This is a genomic window from uncultured Sneathiella sp. (genome assembly GCF_963973085.1).
In the GTDB taxonomy this organism is placed as follows: domain Bacteria; phylum Pseudomonadota; class Alphaproteobacteria; order Sneathiellales; family Sneathiellaceae; genus Sneathiella.
In genome coordinates this window covers 370,372-386,972 of record NZ_CAXAXA010000001.1, presented here as the reverse complement: position 1 = coordinate 386,972, position 16,601 = coordinate 370,372, and the positions used below count along the sequence as shown (strand labels likewise).

The following is a 16,601-nucleotide window of genomic DNA, read 5'->3' as shown; positions in this document are numbered from 1 at the left end:
CTCCGGATTCGCTTCAGCCGTTGCGCCAGTTTTCCTTTGAGGCGAGGGCTTCGGTCTCGTCGAGGCCTTTGGTGAAGCGGTCGAACATCTCGTCGATTTCGCTCTCCGTGATGATCAGCGGCGGACAGAGGGCGAGGTTGTCCCCGGCGACCGCGCGGCTGATGAGCCCCGCCTGCTGCATTGCCTCATAAGCCTTGGTTCCCGCCTTGAACTTGGGATCGAAGGGTTGCTTCGTTTTCTTGTCGGCGACCAGTTCGACCGCGCCGATCATGCCCATTGCGCGGACCTCGCCAACCAGCGGATGGTCGGCCAGCGCCTTGAAGCGGGAGACAAAGCGTTTCGAGACCTGGTCCACATGGCCAAGAAGATCCCTTTCCTCCATCAGTTCCATGGTTCGCATGCCCACGGCGGCGGGTACCGGATGACCGGAATAGGTGAAGCCATGGGCGAAGGCGCCGTGTTTCTCGCTTTGCTTGACCATTCCGCGGAATATGTCTTCCGATACCATGACCGCCGAGATCGGCAGATAGGCACTGGAAAGCGCCTTGGCACAGGAGAGGATATCGGGCTTGATGTTAAAGGTCTGCGATCCCCACATCGGGCCCGTCCGGCCAAATCCGCAAATGACCTCGTCGGCGATCATCAGCACGTCATATTTCTTGAGAACCGCCTGGATCTTGTCGAAATAGGTGGCGGGCGGGATGATCACGCCACCCGCGCCCATGATCGGCTCGGCGATGAAGGCGGCGACTGTATCCGGGCCTTCCTTCAGGATCAGCTGTTCCAGATCGTCGGCGCAGCGGCTCGCGAATTCCTCTTCCGTCTCGCCATCCTTGCCGTAGCGGTAATAATGTGGGCAGGAGGTATGCAGGATATTCTGGATCGGCAGGTCGAAGTCGTTATGCAGCGGCGGCAGGCCGGTCAGGCTGGCGGCGGCCACGGTCACGCCGTGATAGGCTTTCTGCCGCGAAATGATCTTTTTCTTCTTCGGGCGGCCAAGACTGTTGTTGTAGTACCAGACCAGCTTGATCACCGTGTCGTTGGCTTCGGACCCGGAGTTGGCAAAGAACACCTTGGAGAAGGGCGCCGGCGCGATTTCCAACAGCTTCTCGGCGAGGCGGATGCCGGGTTCCGTCGATTTGCTGGCGAAGGAATGATAGAAAGGCAGCTTGCGCATCTGTTCGATCGCGGCATTGATCAGCTCTTCCTCGCCGAAACCGAAGGAGGCACACCAGAGCCCGGCCAGTCCCTCAATATACTCCTTGCCGTCTTCGTCATAGACATGCACGCCCTTGCCGGTCTCGATGATCAGCGGCCCGTCCTTTTCATGGGTGGACAGGTTGGTGTAGGCGTGGATCAGGCTTTTGGCGTCGCGGGCGGCGAGGGAATTTCCCTGAAGTAAACTGGGGCTGCTCATTGCAATATCCTCGATTAGAATTTGGCGGTGTCAGGATCAGAACCTATTTGTAGAGCTTATATCCGGGCGCTGTCAAAGACCGTTTGCAACATTCTTGTCTGCGCGCCGGGATCATGGCTTAATGGGGTGGCGTAAGGGGGGAGTATCCGTATGATTGAGGCATTTACATTATCGGGCGTGGACGGCCTGCCAATCCATATAAACTACTGGCCGGGAGACAAGAAACCCAAGGCGATTATACAGATTGCCCATGGCATGGCCGAGCATAGCGCCCGCTATGCGGATTTCGCCGCGGCGCTCAATGAATTCAGCTATGCGGTCTATGCCAATGATCATCGCGGTCACGGGCACAGCATTCCGCCGGGTCGGGCGCCCGGCCATATGGCGGACGCGGGCGGCTGGAACATGGCGGTTGAGGAACTCCATATGATGAACCGGGACATCGCGGTGCGCCATCCGGGCCTGCCGATCCTGCTGTTCGGCCATTCCATGGGCTCCTTCATGGTGCAGCAATATATGGCGGAGTATGGGCAGACCATCGCCGGAGCCGTGCTGTCGGCCACCAACGGACCACCGGGCCCGATCGGCCGGGCCGGGCAGTTGCTGGCGCGGTTCGAAAAACTCCGTTTCGGAGCCAAGGGGCATAGCCCGGTCATCGAGAACATGACTTTCAAGACCTTCAACAAACCCTTCGCGCCGAACCGGACGGAATTCGACTGGTTGTCGCGAGACGAGGCCGAAGTCGATAAATATATCGCCGATCCGCTCTGCGGCTTTGATTGTTCCGTCGCCACCTGGACCGGCCTTATGGATGCCCTGCCGCGGATCACCAGCGGCTCGGCGCTGAAAAAGATGGACAAGCAGATGCCGGTTTTTATCTTCAGCGGGAGCGAGGATCCTGTCGGCGAGAGGACGGAGGGGGTCAAGCGCTTGCTCGCTGCCTATCACCGGCATAATTTCACCCGCGTCACCCATAAATTCTATGTCGGCGGCCGTCATGAAATGCTCAACGAGATCAACCGCGACGAGGTTTTTACCGATATTATCGCCTGGGCGAACAGCGTGACCTGACAGGCTTTTTCCTGGCTGGACTTGTCCGGGCCGTTGTCCTAAAGTTTTTCCGCCCTCCATAACAAGGAACAACAACAGGAGCCCGGCCATGGATCGCTATACCCTTATCGGCGGCAACGCCTCCCCTTATTCCCTTAAAATGCGCGCCCATATGCATTACCGGCGGCTGCCCTATAACTGGATTCTCCGAACGGAGGAGAATGATCATTTACTGGAAGGATTGCGCCCGGTTCTGGTGCCGGTGCTGAAACTGCCCGAAGACGGCAGCCTGCATCTCGACAGCACGCGCCTGATCTACATGCTGGAGGACCGGCACCCTGCGGGCCGCTCGGTTATTCCCGATAACCCCGCCCATGCCTTCCTCGCCCATCTGGTGGAGGATATGGGCGATGAGTGGGTCACCAAGATGATGTTCCATTACCGCTGGGCCTATGACGCGGATATTCATTACGCGGCGCGCTGGATCGCCGATGATCGCTCTCCCGGCGCAACGGAGGAACAGCGCGAAAAATTTGCCCGGTTCTTTACCGACCGGCAGGTTGGCCGGATGCCCCTTGTTGGTTGCACGCCGGAAAACGCCCCAATTATCGAGGCGGGATATCATCATATCCTGGCGCTGCTCGATGCCGATGTTGGCCAGTATAAATATCTGTTCGGGACGCGGCCCTCGATTGCCGACTTCGGGCTTTACGGGCAGCTCCGGACGCTCTCCATCGATCCGACGCCGATGTCGATCATGCGCAAAGAGGCGCAACGGGCGGAAAGCTGGCTCCGGCAACTCGATGACGCCTCCGGGATCGAGGGGGACTGGTTCGCCGTCGGCGATCTGCCGCCAATGACGAAGGGGATGATTGCGTACAGCGGAGAAGTCTATCTCCCGTTCCTTGCGGCCAATGCGGCGGCGGTCGAAAGCAGGGAAGAGACCTTCTCTGTCGAACTTGAAGGCAAGCTCTATTCGCAAGTAGTCTTCAAATATCAGGTGAAATGCCTCGATGAATTGAAGACGCGTTATCTGTCCCTCCCCAAGGAAGCCAAAGACATCGTCGATGGTCTGATCGGTGAGGCGGGGATTAAAATCCTTAGCTGATCCCTAGATCGAAAAACCGCCGAGCTTGGTTTCCAGATACTCTATGATGCCCTCTTTTGCGCCCTCGCGGCCGAGGCCGCTGTCCTTCATGCCGCCGAAGGGGGCGGCGGCGCTGGTCGGGTTGATGTCATTGATCCCGATGATGCCGAAACGAAGCCCTTCGAACATGCGCATGGCGCGGGAGATATCGCGGGTATAGACGTAGGCGGCGAGGCCGTATTCGGTATCGTTCGCTTTTTCCAGTACTTCGTCCTCGCTCTCGAAGCGGATGATCGGCGCGACGGGACCGAAAGTCTCCTCCCGGTAGATCAGCATGTCTTCGGTGACATTGGCGAGCACCGTCGGCGCGTAGAAATATCCTTTGTCGAGATTGTTGGATTTGAGCGCCATGCCGCCGGTCACCAGCTCGGCACCTTTACTGATCGCGTCCTGCACTTGCCGGTCGACCTTGTCGATGGCCGCCTGATTAACGAGCGGACCGATGGCGACGCCATCCTCAAACCCGCTGCCCGCTTTCATCTTGGAAACCCGTTCCTCGAAGGTGGCGACGAACTGATCGTAGGAACCATTCTGCACGAAGAAGCGGTTCGGGCTGATGCAGGCCTGCCCGGTGTTGAGGAACTTGACCAGCGACCCGCCTTTTGCCGCATGGGCCGGGTCCACATCCTCGAACACGACGAAGGGCGCATGACCGCCAAGCTCCGCCGAGACGCGTTTCATATTGGCGCTTGCCTGACCGGCCAGCATCTTGCCGACATTGGTGGAACCGGTAAAGGTGAGCTTGCGGACCGACGGATGGCTGGTGAAAACCTCGCCGATGGGCTTCGGGTCTGCCGCGGTCACCAGATTGACGACCCCCGGCGGAATACCGGCAGCCTCGAATATCCCGAACATGGCGATGGCGCAGAGCGGGGTGGCCTCGGCGGGCTTGAGGACGACCGTGCAGCCGGCGGCGAGCGCCGGGCCGACTTTTCGCGTGATCATCGAGATCGGATAGTTCCACGGGGTGACCGCCGCGACCACGCCGACAGGCTGATGCAGCACCATGAAGCGCTGATCGGTGCGGCCGGAGGGAAGAATTTTCCCGTTCACGCGTTTTGCTTCTTCCGCGTACCAAAGCAGGAAGTCGGCGCCGTACTGCACCTCATTACGGGCGGCTTTCAGCGGCTTGCCCTGTTCCTCGGTCATGGTGCGGGCGAGATCCTCTTTCCGCTCAATCATGATCTGATAGGCCTTGTAGAGATAGGCGCTGCGCTGATAGGCGGTGGTTTTGGACCAGTCGCGAAAGGCCGCATCTGCCGCCTCGACCGCGCGGGTGGCTTCCGCCGCGCCGCCATCGGCGACTTGCTTGATCACATCACCGGTTGCCGGGTTGAGAACATCGAAGCTGTTGCCGCTATCCGCAGAGAGCCATTTTCCATCAATATACATTGTTTCCTGAAACCTTTCGCATGAGCGGAGTTATTCCTGTTCTTGATTGCCGCGCAGTTTACTCATTTATCCGCATCCGTAAAGCGGGTCAATCCGCCGCCTCTGCCGTCTGCCGGGAAAGACGGGCTTGCTCCTTCTCCTTGATCATGCGGGAGGTGAGGCGGGAGCCGTCCTCGCTCCAGCCTGGCGGGCCAAACAGATAGAAGAAGGCGGCCTTCAGGCTTTTCGCCCGCACAAGGTCGGAGGCAATGCCGGCCCATTCATGAAAGGCGATGACCAGCGGATTGAAACTCGCGATCTGCTTGACGATGCCATAGCGGCAGGGCTCGGTCTTATCCTCGGGCACGAAGGTGCCGAACATCTTGTCCCAGATGATAAAAATCCCTGCGTAATTGGCGTCCAGATAGCGCGGATTGATCGCGTGATGCACCCGGTGATGCGAGGGTGTGTTCATCACCGCCTCGACCGGTTTCCACATTTTGTCGATCGCCTCGGTATGGATCCAGAACTGGTAGACGAGGCTGATTCCCTTCTGGAAGACGATCAGGGCCAGCGGAAACCCGATCAGCGACAGCAGCAGCCAGGGAATCCAGGTTCCGATCAGTCCGCCGGTCCAGGTCTGGCGCAGCGCCGTCGAGAGGTTATAATACTGCGAGGAATGATGGTTGATATGCGCCGCCCACCAGATGCGATGCTCATGGCTGAGGCGGTGGAACCAGTAATAGCAGAAATCTTCCGCGAACAGGATCAGCACGAAGGCCCACCAGTGATAGCCGATATCGAACAGGCGATACTGATAGACCCAGAGCGCGACGGCGCCGACAATTCCGAAATTCACCAGGCCAATGGCGAAATTACCGAGTCCCATCAGGAGCGAGGCGGCGCTGTCGCGCATCTCGTAATTGGATTTCTTCGGCGCATAGCGTCCGATCATCGCCTCGATCAGGATGAGAAGGACAAAGGCGGGGATGGCGAATGTCACCGGGTCAGGCAGCTGCATCCGTCTCTCCTTTTATCAAAGCCTCGACCGCGTGGGTGTCCGCCGCGGCAGGGCGGAATATAATCGGCGGAAAGGCAAAGCCCTGACGCGGGATTCTAAGCGCGTGCGCATTTGTATCCAATGTGCATTTTGATAGATCCTCCGCCGTCAGCGACTGATAGACAAGCTTGTCACCGAAGCCCCTCACAAGTCCAATGCCTTCACCATCGCACCAGCGGATAAGGGCATATTTCCCGTCCTCGCTGAGCGCAGAGCGGGCGACAGTGCGCTCCGGTTCCTGAAACCGCAGGAAAGTATCCAGTTCCTCCGTTGTGAGACGCGCGTCGCGCCGTCCGGCAACCAGCCGGATATATATTATCACGATCAGTACGGCGATGCCCGCGGCGGGCAGAAGGACCAAAGGATCGATGGCCATTTATGGGCCCCTTGATTCGTTGCATTTCCTGCTATTGATACAAAAAATTGGCAACAAAGACAAAATTAGCGTTTCATAATGGTCGCAATGCCGCGCTGCCCCTGCGTCAAGCGCCTTTACACAGGCGCAAAACCGGCGAATCTCAAAGGGCCTTTACCTGACGCGAGTGCAGTTTTATGCTGAGGCCAACAGTCTAACAAATAACAAACATGGGATGTATTTAATGCTAGGTCTTATTCAGGATCGGCCGCTGCTGATTTCTTCTTTAATCGAATATTCCGGTCTCAATCATGGCGATGTCGAAATTGTCTCCCGTTCGGTCGAAGGGCCGATCCACCGCACCAATTACCGCAACGTCAATCTGCGCGCGAAAAAGCTGGCGCAGGCGCTGGGCAAGCTCGGCGTGGAACTGGGCGACCGCATCGGCACGATTGCCTGGAACGGCTACCGCCATATGGAGATTTACTTTGGCGTCTCTGGTATGGGCGCGGTCTGCCACACGATCAATCCGCGCCTGTTCCCCGAACAGATTGCCTATATCGTCAATCATGCGGAAGACAAATATATCTTTGTCGACCTGACCTTCGTTCCGCTGATCGAGGCGCTGAAGGATCACTTGAAAAACGTCAAGGGCTTCATCGTCATGACGGATCAGGAGCATATGCCCGACAGCGAGCTTGATAACCTGCTCTGCTATGAAACCCTGCTGAGCGGGGAGAATGGCGACTTTGACTGGCCGCAGTTTGACGAGATGACCGCCTGCTCGCTCTGCTATACCTCGGGCACGACGGGCAACCCGAAAGGCGTCCTCTATGCCAACCGCTCGACTGTGCTCCACAGCTACTGTGTCTGCGCGAATGACGGCCTTGGCGTCAGTAACCGGGATTCCATCCTCGCCGTGGTGCCGATGTTCCATGCCAATGCCTGGGGCCTGCCATATGCGGCAGCCATGTGCGGCGCCAAGATGGTGATGCCAGGTGCGGCAATGGACGGAGAATCCCTTTATGAACTGATGGAAGCGGAAGGCGTGACCCTCTCTGCGGGCGTGCCGACCATCTGGATGATGCTGCTCGGTCATGTGAAGGAAAAGAAGCTCAAATTTTCGACCATGCAGCGCACGGTCATCGGCGGCTCCGCTGCGCCGCGCTCGATGATCGATACCTTCGTGAATGATTACGGAGTGGAGGTGATCCATGCCTGGGGCATGACGGAAACCAGCCCGCTCGGCACCACCGGCAACCTGCTCAAAAAGCATGAAAACCTTTCCGAGAAGGAAAAGACGGATATCCGCGTCAAGCAGGGGCGGATTGTCTTTGGCGTCGAGCTCAAGATCACCGATGACGACAATAACGAACTGCCGCGTGATGGCGTCGCCTTTGGCGATCTGAAAGTGCGCGGCCCCTGGATCACCAACGGTTATTTTAAGGGGGAGGGCGGCAATGTCCTCGACGAGGATGGCTGGTTCTCGACCGGGGACGTCGGCACCATCGATCCGGACGGTTATATGCAGATCACCGACCGCTCCAAGGACGTGATCAAGTCGGGCGGGGAATGGATTTCCTCCATCGATGTGGAGAATGAGGCGACGGGCTGCCCCGGTATTGTCGAGGCCGCCGTGATTGCCATCCCGCATCCGAAATGGGACGAGCGGCCACTGGTCATCGCCGTCAAGGAAAAGGGCCATCCCGTGACCCGCGACGACGTCATCAAGCATCTGGAGAACACGCTTGCCAAATGGCAGCTGCCCGATGACGTGGTTTTCGTCGATGAACTGCCGCATACGGCGACAGGCAAGCTCCTGAAAACCAAACTCCGCGAGGATTTCAAGGACTATAAACTGCCAACGGCGTAACGCCAACGATGTCACAAAGCGAAAAGCCGGGCGGAAGTCCGGCTTTTTTGTTTTACGCAATGAACTCCATTGTATTGACCGACAAAAGCAATAACTGTGGCAGGAAGCAAACAAGACAGGGAAAACATCATGCCGACATTGAACAAGCAATATCGTCTCAAAGCGCGGCCCGTTGGCGTGCCGAAGGACAGCGACTGGGACTTCACCACGGAGCCGTTGCCGGAGATCGGTGCGGACGAAGTGCAGGTGAAAATCCATTACTGCTCTCTCGATCCGGCGATGCGCGGCTGGATGAATGAAGGTCGCTCCTATATTCCGCCGGTGAAGATCGGCGAGGTGATGCGCGCCGGCACGGTGGGGGAGGTCATTGCCTCCAACAGCGACAGCTTCAAGACCGGCGACTTCGTCAGCGGCACCCTCGGCATCCAGCAATATGGCAAGGCGTTGGCGAAGGACCTCACAATAATCGACCCGAACCTTGCGCCGATCGAGACTTATCTCGGCGGTCTCGGCATGCCGGGGCTGACGGCCTATTTCGGCCTGCTGGATGTCGGCGCGGTGAAGGAGGGTGATACAGTGCTGGTCTCCGGCGCGGCCGGGGCGGTCGGCTCCCTCGTCGGGCAGATTGCGAAGATCAAGGGCGCCCGTGCCGTTGGTATCGCGGGTGGCGCTGAGAAATGTGCTTATGTCGTCGATGAACTCGGCTTCGATGCCTGCCTCGACTACAAGTCGGAGAGCTTCCTGCAGGACCTGAAAGAGCCGCTGAAAACCGGTGTCGATGTCTATTTCGACAATGTTGGCGGCGAGATCCTCGATATCGCACTTGCCCGCATCAACCGTCATGCGCGGATCGTGATTTGCGGTGCCATCTCGCAATATAACAACACCACGGCCATGCGCGGGCCGCAGAATTATATCAACCTGCTGGTCCATCACGCGCGGATGGAAGGCTTCGTCGTCTTTGATTATCTTTCGCGCTATGGCGAAGGGGTGAAGGAGCTGGCGACCTGGTACAGCGAGGGCAAGCTCAAATTCCGCACCCAGGTCGAGACGGGCATCGAAAATTTTCCGGAAGTCCTGCTCAAGCTCTTTTCGGGCGAGAATACCGGCAAGCTTGTCCTGAAAGTGATCGAGGACTGATCTGACACGAAAATTTTCTCAGGAATGCAAGGCGTCGCCAATTTACGGCGGCGCCTTTTCTCTATACTCTGTTGGCTTCACCATAAATGAAGGGAAACGGCGTTAATGGAGTCGCTTGAGATACTGCTGATTTTTGTCTCGTTTCTCTTTCTCATAGGCTGTCTCCTGACCCCCATTGCCGAACGTCTCGGCGCTCCGTTCCTGCTGCTCTTCCTGTTTGTCGGCATGTTTATGGGCGAAAACGGGATTGGCGGTGTCAGTTTCAATGATTTTAACCTGGCCTACGAGGTTGGCTCCATCGCATTGGCGCTGGTGCTCTTCTCCGGCGGACTGGATACGACGCGGGATACCTTTCGAAAGGCGGCCGCACCGGCAATCGTGCTCGCCATATTCGGCGTTCTGGCGACGGCGGGGATTGTCGGCGGATTGATCTTTCTTATTTTCGACCTGCCACTGCAGATTTGCCTTTTGCTGGGGGCGGTTGTCGGCTCCACCGATGCGGCGGCCACCTTCCTGCTGTTACGCCAGAGGAATATCCAGCTCAAAGACGGTCTTGGCGAGACGTTGATGGTGGAAGCGGGGATTAACGATCCCATGGCTATCTTCCTGACCATCACCATGGTAGCGATTGTCGATAACGAGCTGCCGCTGGATATAGCGACTTTCATCTCGTTCCTGCCGGAACTGGGCCGCCAGCTTGGTTATGGGCTTGTGGCCGGAATTATCGGTGGCGTTTTGATCGCCTTCTTTATTAATCGCGTGCGGATGCCGGTCAGCCTGTTCGCGCCCTTCGCCATGGCCTCTGCGTTGCTGCTCTTCAACCTGACTGCCCTCTTGGGGGGTAGCGGGTTTCTCGCGGTTTTCATCGCCGGGGCACTCCTTCGCGATCGCATGACCCACCAGACCGAGCGGGTGCGGCAGTTTCATGACGGCATTTCCTGGATCAGTCAGATTGTGCTGTTCCTGATCCTCGGGCTGCTAGTGACACCGAAGGAGCTGATCGCACAGATACCGCTGGGGCTCGGCATTGCGGCGGTGCTGATTTTCATTGCCCGGCCGATTGCCACCAGCCTCTCCTTGACTCCCTTCCGGATCGGCTGGCGGCAGCAGGCCTTTATCGGTTGGGTAGGCTTGCGCGGTGCGGTGCCGATCTTCCTCGCCATCATTCCGGTGATTAGCCCGGGACCACTCAGTTCCGGCTTTTTTGATGTGGTTTTTGTCGTGGTGATTGTCTCTCTCATTCTGCAGGGCTGGACGATATCACTTGCCGCGCGTTGGCTTGGACTGATCGCCGAGCCGGAGGGGGAGGCGGAGCTTCCGCTTGAGAAACCCAAGGATTGATTTTTAGCGAAAAAAGCCTTATCTAGTCGCCAGCCTGCGGTCGGGAAAACCCCGTCGCTGGCCCTTTTTTCAAGCCTCAAAGCCATTGGCGCGAGGCCGATCAGGATATATCATGACGATGCTGGAAGAACGGGTCGCCAACCGGCGGACCTTCGCGATTATCGCCCATCCGGACGCGGGCAAGACGACGCTGACCGAGAAGCTGCTGCTGTTCGGCGGCGCCATTCAGCTTGCCGGTGCCGTCAAGACACGCGGGGAGCAACGCCGCGCGCGCTCCGACTGGATGAAGGTGGAGCGTGAGCGGGGCATTTCTGTTGCCTCCTCCGTCATGACGTTTGATTACCGCGAAAAAACTTTTAACCTGCTCGACACCCCGGGCCATGAGGATTTCAGCGAGGATACCTACCGCACCCTGACGGCGGTCGACAGCGCCGTGATGGTGCTGGACGGCGCCAAGGGGATCGAGAGCCAGACCCGCAAACTGTTCGAGGTCTGCCGACTTCGCGATATGCCGATCACCACCTTCATCAACAAATTTGACCGCGAGGCGCTGGACCCGTTCGATCTGCTGGATGATATCGAGCAGACACTGGCCCTCGATGTGGTCCCGGCAAGCTGGCCGATCGGCATGGGCCGCAATTTCCTTGGCTGTTACGACCTGTTCAATGACCGGCTTGTTCTCGTCTCGAAAGGCAAGGGCAATCATCTCGATGAGGGGGTGACCTGCAACGGACTGGATGATCCGAAGCTGGACGAACTGCTGCCCGCAGCCGATGTCGCCAAGCTCCGCGAGGATATCGAGATGGTGCGCGGCCTCTGTCCGGAGTTTGACGTGAATGCCTTTCTGGAAGGCACCATGACCCCCGTCTATTTCGGTAGCGCGATCAATAACTTCGGCGTCGAGACCCTGCTGAACGGGCTGACGGAAATGGCGCCGAGCCCGCGCTTCGCCCCGTCCGCCGCGCGCAATGTCTCGCCGCTGGAAAGCAAGGTCAGCGGATTTATTTTCAAGATTCAGGCGAATATGGATCCCAAGCATCGCGACCGTATTGCCTTCATGCGGCTGGTGTCCGGGCATTTCAAGCGCGGTGCGAAGCTGAAGCATGTCCGCAGCGACAAGATCATGAATATCCATAACCCGGTGCTGTTCCTCGCGCAGGATCGGGAACTGGCTGAAGAGGCCTGGCCCGGCGATATTATCGGTATTCCCAACCACGGTAACCTTCGCATCGGTGACGCCCTGACGGAGGGGGAGGAAATCCGCTTCACTGGCATCCCGAGCTTTGCGCCGGAATTGCTGCAAAAAGTGCGCCCCGTCGATCCGATGCGCGCCAAGCATTTGGGCCGCGCCTTGATCCAGCTGGCAGAAGAGGGCGCCGCGCGCACCTTCAAGACGCGCATGGGCTCTGACTGGGTTGTCGGCGTCGTCGGCGGCCTCCAGTTCGAGGTGCTGGCAGATCGTATCCGCACGGAATATGACATTCCCGTCAATTTCCAGCAGACGGAGCTTTATACGGCGCGCTGGGTCGAGGCAGAGGATGCGCGGGAACTCAAGAAATTCACCGACGCCAACCAGGCTTCGCTGGCCGAGGATCATGACGACGCGCCGGTTTTCCTTGCCCGCAATAGTTGGCATCTGGAACGGACCGAGAAGGACTGGCCGAAGATCAAGTTCCTGAAAACGAAAGAACAATCATCCTAAACAGAGGAGAAACTCCATGCCCTCATTCGATATTGTCTCCAAGACCGATATGGCGGAAGTCGATAACGCGCTGAACAACATCCGTCGGGAAATCGAGACCCGCTATGATTTCAAGGGCAGCCATTGCACGATTGATCGTGCCGAGCAGGCCATCACCATCCATGCGGATGATGACCTCAAGCTCAAGCAGATGCATGAACTGCTGGCGACCCATCTCACACGGCGCAAGGTCGATGCGGGCGTGCTCGATTACCAGACACCGGAAAAATCAGCGGGCCAGAGCGTACGACAGGTCGTGATCGTCCGTCAGGGGATCGACAAGGAACTTGCGAAAAAGCTGGTGAAGGAGATCAAGGGCTCCAAGGTCAAGGTGCAGGTTGCCATTCAGGGCGATGAGCTGCGCGTGACCGGCAAGAAGCGCGACGATCTTCAGGAAACCATCGCCTTCTGCAAGGGCCTCAAGCAGGAACTGCCGCTGCAATATGTGAATTTTCGCGACTAGCTGAAGGGCGGTTCAGGGGGTGCCCTTGCCGCCGAAATTACGCATTTCGATATCAGGCGGGCCGGAGTCGTAGATGCGCATTACCGCGATCTCACCATAGATATCCGGTTGCCGATCAGTGCCGCCAAGCTGACCATAAATGGTTTGCAGGTTATCCGTATTGCCGACCCACATCACGGTCTTGCCGGGGTTCTCATTCAACATCCGTTCGGCGACATTGCTGACCTCGACCACCCGAAGCTCGATCCCGCGTTGCTCAATCAGGGGAGCGACGGTGTCGAGATTGCGCTTCTTGTCCGGGCTGTAGATCACGTCAATGTCGAGATCGGCGACGGCGGCGGGCAACGCCTTCGCCCGTTCCTTGCCCTTCTCGTTAAGTTCAGTATGCAGCGGTGTCCGGTCCGCATGGCGGAGCAGCACCACCGTTGTCGTCGTCCCTGGCGGCGAGTTGTAGGTGCTGCAGGCGGCCAACAGTGTAACGGCGGAGAACAGAACCGCAATTACCGGTATTCTCAGGCTGTATTTCATCTTTTCCCCCTTGTATTTCTCCCCTATCTTAGGCGGTAAAGTGACCCCTCTGATGGGGCACCCTCGGTCTTGACTTCCCCCTCGTTCAACATATGCAGGATATGCGCGAAAACGGACCGCGCGGCCGCCGGGTGCAGGTTCACCGGCACATCGGTATACATGCGTTTCACCATTTTCGGGATGGTCATCGGACCCGATTTCAGGCACTGGCGGATCTGGTCCATCCGCTCCTGTCGATGGGCGATCAGCGCCTCGACAAATGGGCCTGTTTCGGTGATCGCGGGGCCGTGGGTCGGCCAGTAAGTATGATAATCGAACGAAAGCAGTTTTTCGAGGCTCTGCATATACTGGCTCATATTGCCGTCGGGCGGGGAGACCACCGTCGTTGACCAGCCCATGACATGATCGCCGGTGAAAAGGGTCTTCTCCTCGCGCAAGCCAAAACAGACATGGTTCGACAGATGGCCGGGCGTATGGATGACATCGACGGTCCAGCCGTTGCCGAGAATGACATCGTTATCTTCAAGTGCGACATCGGGCACGAAGTCCATATCGCCGCCTTCCTCCATGCCGCTGCCCGTCTTGCCGCCGCCATGGGGGCCGAAGCCGTATGTTTTTGCGCCGGTCAGCTGTTTCAATGGTTCGGCGGCCGGGGAGTGATCGCGATGGGTATGGGTGATCAGGATATGGGTCACCATTTCCCCTTTCAGCGCCGCCATCAGCGCCCCGACATGGGCGCCGTCAAGCGGGCCCGGATCAATCACCGCCACTTCCCCCTTGCCGATGATATAGGTGCCGGTGCCGTGAAAGGTAAAGGCGCTCGGGTTCTGGGCAATGACACGGCGGACAAGCGGGCTCAGCTCCTCTGACGCTCCATATTCAAACTCCAAGTCTCTTTTAAACGGGACTTTTACTGCCATGATCCTGCTTTCCGGTTTTTGGTGATTGTAACCGATCAAGCCATTGCGGCAACAGGAATGTTATCTTCTGTGCGGTCTCTGCCTTTACTTCATCTTTGGGTAGGTCTGCTTGAGGGGCACGTCGGGGGCCGCGTCAACCAGGTTCAGGCGGGTGACGAAGGCGCTGGCGGAGCCATCCAGAAGCCGGCCGATTTGCGTCAATTCTGCTTCCGACTCGTTGATCAGCCGGAAGGTGCCACTTGCGGCGATGCCCGGAAAGTTGCTGTCGTCTGGGTGTTCCGCCTCTACATAATGATAGAAATTCTCGGCCTCATGCACCATGACGGCATATTCGACGACATTTATGTTGGCCTCTACGTTCCACCAGTGAATTTTGATGGTAAAGACGCCGCTTTTATCGCCCAGAAACTCGATATAGATATTCTTTCCTGTCTTGATGCTGCTCTTGCCGTTGCGGTCGATCGTTGTCCTGTCATGGGCTTCGGGGGCCAGCCAGACAGTGCCGACAAGGTTACTGGACTCAAAGAAATTCGCCGCCGCCGTGCTCCGCGGCTGAGCAAGCATTGAAAGGCTCAAGATGAGACTGGCGACAAGGGAAAGAAAGACGAATGAGGATGCTTTGCCGATATCAAATGTCATAAAGTGGTACCTCTCATTAAAGGCAGTGGTTGCATTTGAGACTTGAATTCACCACAACTTTATCAATGAATACCGAGAAGATAAACAGCTTTTATCTGTTCCTTGCGCGCCTTAAGAGCTATCCTTCACAAAATTTTTCATCCGGCTGAGGATAAATTCTTCCGCACTTTCAAAATCCGGGGTGGCGATGGCATTGATCTCGATATCCTTCGTCGCCGCAATGGCCTTGATTAGCTTGATCATATTGTCATAGGCGGGATCGTAGGTCACAACTGCATAGAAAAACCGCTTGATCCCCCGTTCGACGAGGATGTCGCCGAAATAGGACATATCAGCCATGGAAAGCAGGCTCTCTTTGCCTTGCCGGTTATCAAGAATGCAGAAATAATTCTCCGATTTCGTCAGGTTGAGGGTGGCCTCATACACCGGTGCCCTGTCATCCCGATCCAGCAGGCTGCCGGGAGTTACAAGATGCAGATATTCGCCGCCGGATTCTTTTGTCTCATATTTTATATTTGCAAATGAACCCGACGCTACCTTACGCCACTTCATAAATAAACCTCGTTGCGTTTGATATTGCCGGATTTCTGAAGGTGCAGGACAATATTTATATTCCCAAACAGTAATGTTAATGAAGCGCGAGTTCAAGTAACAAGCCGAAAAAATCGCCATCCCGAAGCGGGGGGGCTATTTCCAACGGGATGCTTTACGGATCGAACCTGACTTGATAGGTTATACTTCGCCCACTTTTGTGGGCTCGGGGTGAGTAAATATCGCAAATTGGAGGGGTGGAATGTCTATCGCGCAACGGATACGTGTCCTCGCGGTTCTGCTATGCAGTCTGTCGCTGCTGGTGTCATTTCCCGTAAAGGCCGCTGACAACAATAGCGACTACGATATTGCGATTGATCTGGCCACGATGCTGCAATCTGCCCGCTCTGTCATTGGCGAAAATCAGGAACTGATCAATGATCCTGCCATTGGTGACAAGGGCCTGACTGGTGCGGTCGTTCAGGCCCGCGCGATTGAGAAATATACCAAGGCGAAGGGCGGCGCGGCGCCGGACCTGACGTCGGATGATTTGAAAAGCCGCCTGCTCCGGGCGCAAGTCGAGGCTATCCATCAGGTAGTCGAGGACAATCAGGATACCATCAACCAGCCGGATATCGCCTTCAAGGGCTTCGTGCCTGCGGTTTTCGCGCGGTTGGTGAATGAGGAATTCCAGCGCAACATGGGGGAGGAAGCCGAAGTCAAGGTCACTGCCCCGCCGGAGCTGATCCGTAATCGCAAGGCGCGTCCCGATGACTGGGAAGTTGAGGCCATCCGCAATGACCTTTCGGCGCCCGGCTGGGAAAAGGGCGCGGTGTTCTCGGCCGAAGCGGAAAAAGACGGACGTCCGGCGTTCCGTGTTCTGGTGCCGGAATATTACGGTCAGGGATGTCTCGCCTGTCATGGCTCGCCAAAGGGGGAGCTGGACGTGACCGGCTACCCGAAGGAGGGGGGCAAGGTGGGCGATCTTGGTGGTGTAATCAGTGTGACGCTATTTCGTAAATAAC

Annotated in this window: 16 protein-coding genes; 8 read left to right on the top strand and 8 right to left on the bottom strand. The window is 57.3% G+C overall.

Translation table 11 applies throughout. The features are described 5' to 3' along the window. Positions 1-13: 13 nt before the first annotated feature. Complete coding sequence (locus tag AACZ19_RS01795) at positions 14-1,417, bottom strand: aspartate aminotransferase family protein (protein WP_339630561.1); 1,404 nt, start codon at positions 1,415-1,417, stop codon at positions 14-16. Positions 1,418-1,567: 150 nt separating this feature from the next. Between AACZ19_RS01795 and AACZ19_RS01790 the strand changes: the two genes are divergently transcribed. Both AACZ19_RS01790 and AACZ19_RS01785 read left to right on the top strand, forming a co-directional pair. Continuing rightward, the gene (locus AACZ19_RS01790; protein WP_339630559.1) at positions 1,568-2,488 is read left to right on the top strand and encodes a lysophospholipase; all 921 of its coding nucleotides are present in this window, start codon (positions 1,568-1,570) and stop codon (positions 2,486-2,488) included. A gap of 88 nt (positions 2,489-2,576) precedes the next feature. Then, complete coding sequence (locus AACZ19_RS01785) at positions 2,577-3,575, top strand: glutathione S-transferase family protein (protein WP_339630557.1); 999 nt, start codon at positions 2,577-2,579, stop codon at positions 3,573-3,575. A 3-nt stretch (positions 3,576-3,578) separates the two neighbouring features. Here AACZ19_RS01785 and AACZ19_RS01780 read toward each other — a convergent pair whose 3' ends face one another. From AACZ19_RS01780 to AACZ19_RS01770, 3 genes are all read right to left on the bottom strand, one after another. Further along, complete coding sequence (locus tag AACZ19_RS01780) at positions 3,579-5,006, bottom strand: NAD-dependent succinate-semialdehyde dehydrogenase (RefSeq protein ID WP_339630555.1); 1,428 nt, start codon at positions 5,004-5,006, stop codon at positions 3,579-3,581. 88 nt (positions 5,007-5,094) lie between these two features. Then, a complete protein-coding gene (locus tag AACZ19_RS01775) occupies positions 5,095-6,006 on the bottom strand; it encodes a sterol desaturase family protein (protein ID WP_339630553.1) in 912 nt (303 codons plus the stop codon). Then, on the bottom strand, positions 5,993-6,421 hold the full coding sequence (locus AACZ19_RS01770) for a hypothetical protein (protein WP_339630552.1): 429 nt from the start codon (positions 6,419-6,421) through the stop codon (positions 5,993-5,995). The genes AACZ19_RS01775 and AACZ19_RS01770 overlap by 14 nt, the downstream gene beginning before the upstream one ends. Before the next feature lie 223 nt (positions 6,422-6,644). On the opposite strand from AACZ19_RS01770, the gene AACZ19_RS01765 reads away from it, so the two are divergent. The 5 genes from AACZ19_RS01765 (at position 6,645) to AACZ19_RS01745 (ending at position 12,958) form a co-directional block, all read left to right on the top strand. Beyond that, positions 6,645-8,273 (top strand): 3-(methylthio)propionyl-CoA ligase, encoded by a 1,629-nt coding sequence (locus AACZ19_RS01765; RefSeq protein WP_339630550.1) that lies wholly within the window; start codon positions 6,645-6,647, stop codon positions 8,271-8,273. Positions 8,274-8,402: 129 nt separating this feature from the next. Beyond that, a complete protein-coding gene (locus AACZ19_RS01760) occupies positions 8,403-9,413 on the top strand; it encodes an NADP-dependent oxidoreductase (RefSeq protein WP_339630548.1) in 1,011 nt (336 codons plus the stop codon). Between the two features lie 105 nt (positions 9,414-9,518). Continuing rightward, the gene (locus tag AACZ19_RS01755; protein WP_339630546.1) at positions 9,519-10,754 is read left to right on the top strand and encodes a potassium/proton antiporter; all 1,236 of its coding nucleotides are present in this window, start codon (positions 9,519-9,521) and stop codon (positions 10,752-10,754) included. 112 nt (positions 10,755-10,866) lie between these two features. After that, entirely contained in the window at positions 10,867-12,456 is a 1,590-nt protein-coding gene (locus AACZ19_RS01750) for a peptide chain release factor 3 (protein ID WP_339630544.1), read from the top strand. A 16-nt stretch (positions 12,457-12,472) separates the two neighbouring features. Next, the gene (locus AACZ19_RS01745; RefSeq protein ID WP_339630542.1) at positions 12,473-12,958 is read left to right on the top strand and encodes a YajQ family cyclic di-GMP-binding protein; all 486 of its coding nucleotides are present in this window, start codon (positions 12,473-12,475) and stop codon (positions 12,956-12,958) included. Positions 12,959-12,970: 12 nt separating this feature from the next. Here AACZ19_RS01745 and AACZ19_RS01740 read toward each other — a convergent pair whose 3' ends face one another. The 4 genes from AACZ19_RS01740 to AACZ19_RS01725 all read right to left on the bottom strand — a co-directional run bounded on the left by AACZ19_RS01740 (position 12,971) and on the right by AACZ19_RS01725 (position 15,597). Next, positions 12,971-13,486, bottom strand: a complete 516-nt coding sequence (locus AACZ19_RS01740; protein ID WP_339630540.1) for a histidine phosphatase family protein — start codon at positions 13,484-13,486, stop codon at positions 12,971-12,973. 23 nt (positions 13,487-13,509) lie between these two features. Beyond that, positions 13,510-14,406, bottom strand: coding sequence for an MBL fold metallo-hydrolase (locus AACZ19_RS01735; RefSeq protein ID WP_339630538.1), 897 nt, complete (start codon positions 14,404-14,406; stop codon positions 13,510-13,512). Between the two features lie 84 nt (positions 14,407-14,490). Next, the gene (locus tag AACZ19_RS01730) at positions 14,491-15,045 is read right to left on the bottom strand and encodes a hypothetical protein (protein ID WP_339630536.1); all 555 of its coding nucleotides are present in this window, start codon (positions 15,043-15,045) and stop codon (positions 14,491-14,493) included. Between the two features lie 111 nt (positions 15,046-15,156). Beyond that, on the bottom strand, positions 15,157-15,597 hold the full coding sequence (locus tag AACZ19_RS01725; RefSeq protein ID WP_339630534.1) for a hypothetical protein: 441 nt from the start codon (positions 15,595-15,597) through the stop codon (positions 15,157-15,159). A gap of 241 nt (positions 15,598-15,838) precedes the next feature. Here AACZ19_RS01725 and AACZ19_RS01720 point away from each other — a divergent pair, with 241 nt between their 5' ends. Continuing rightward, positions 15,839-16,600 (top strand): DUF3365 domain-containing protein, encoded by a 762-nt coding sequence (locus AACZ19_RS01720; RefSeq protein ID WP_339630532.1) that lies wholly within the window; start codon positions 15,839-15,841, stop codon positions 16,598-16,600. Position 16,601: the final 1 nt, after the last annotated feature.